Origin of the sequence: uncultured Salegentibacter sp., assembly GCF_963972535.1 — a bacterium.
In the GTDB taxonomy this organism is placed as follows: Bacteria; Bacteroidota; Bacteroidia; order Flavobacteriales; family Flavobacteriaceae; genus Salegentibacter.
This window is the reverse complement of record NZ_CAXAVR010000219.1, coordinates 1-1,530: the sequence shown is the minus strand read 5'-3', so window position 1 is coordinate 1,530 and position 1,530 is coordinate 1. Positions and strand designations below refer to the sequence as shown.

At 32.9% G+C, this 1,530-nt stretch carries 2 protein-coding genes; both read right to left on the bottom strand.

From position 1 onward, the window contains the following. Positions 1-455: 455 nt before the first annotated feature. Positions 456-905, bottom strand: a complete 450-nt coding sequence (locus tag AACZ30_RS13985; protein WP_037317162.1) for a JAB domain-containing protein — start codon at positions 903-905, stop codon at positions 456-458. Positions 906-983: 78 nt separating this feature from the next. Beyond that, the gene (locus AACZ30_RS13980; protein WP_037317165.1) at positions 984-1,328 is read right to left on the bottom strand and encodes a single-stranded DNA-binding protein; all 345 of its coding nucleotides are present in this window, start codon (positions 1,326-1,328) and stop codon (positions 984-986) included. Positions 1,329-1,530: the final 202 nt, after the last annotated feature.

The window sequence follows — 1,530 nt, the reverse complement described above, 5'->3', positions numbered from 1 at the left end:
GGCTGTCTTAATAGACAGTCAAAAGCCACTTGCCAATTCCCGGAAAAAATTTCCGGATTAATAATTTATTGATGTGCAGGTTTATCGGCGAAAGTCAAAAATGGATAGCCCTGCGTAAATTTGAATGCTGAAGATCAGCTAAATAAAGATACATTTTTTTTATAAAATCAAGGCAAAGAATACTTAACGAATAATTTTTTTTCTATATTTATAATCATTTGAATTTTTCATTTAATGATAGAAAGGAAAATCCAGGTAACAGCGGATTTTCCTTTTTTTCTTAAGTTGAGAGTGAAATGCTCCTTATTTTTTGAGCACAACCAACTAAGCTATTTTTATAGTTCTGTTATAGAACTGCTTTGCTTAAAAGATTTATTAAGAAATATCTGAGCCTAAAAAAACACCTCTAAAAATAGAAGTGTTTTAAAATCTGTTTAAAAATTACTTTTTAAAAATTACAGAATTCCTTCATCCGCAAAACTGTAATAATTACCATCAGGAATAAGAATAATATGATCCAGTACTTTAACATCAAAAAATGATGCCGCATTTTTAATTTTTCTGGTCAGGCTTTTATCTGCTTCACTTGGTCTAAGGGTTCCGCTGGGGTGATTGTGCAATAAAATTATTGCCGTGGTTAAGGACTTTAATACTACTGCAAATAGGATTCGAACATCGACCAGGGTTCCGGTAATACCTCCATTGGAAACTTCATAAATTCCTTTAACCTTATTAGCATTATTGAGCAGTATAATTTTAAAAGTTTCCTGCAATTCAATATTATTTTTATTCCATTGCTCAAAGGCTAATTCTGCCGCACACCTGGAACTGGTTATTTTTGGAAGCAAATTTGTTTTTAAACTTCCGCTGTAGCTTATCGCTATTTCATTAACTTTGGATTTCATTATTAGCTTATTTAAAGGGTTAATAATTAAAAGAGGGCGCAACTTTCGAAGGGAACGCCCTCTTTGTTTTTTGGGTTCTTAATCAGTAATTTCTCTATTTCCAAGAAAGAGGATTTCACTTACTAAAATTTCGGTAACATATCGTTTCTCTCCGCTTTGGGTTTCATAGGATCTGGAAGTTAGTTTGCCACGGATAGCCACTTCTTTACCTTTATCAACATATTTCTCGATAAGCTGTGCCTGTTTTCCCCAGGCCACTACATTGTGCCAGTCGGTTTGTTGAATTTTCTCTCCTTCCTTGTGATAGTATTCATTGGTAGCCAGTGAAAAACTGCTTACTTTTTTACCACTTTCGAAGTTTTTAATTTCAGGGGCATTCCCCACGTTTCCGATTAACTGTACTTGATTTCTTAGATTACTCATAATTAAAAGATTTAGATACCTGCTTTTTTTTGCAGGTTGATTAAACATTGATTTACTTATTATATCCGGAGCGTTTTCCTTTTTTAATTTTTTTATTTCGCTTCCGGGTATGTTGTTTTGAAATGATTTCATAATTGTTATTTGTTGATTTACTTCCTATAGAGCCGTTTGCTGTTACCTTTTTTGATGCTGATACATTTTC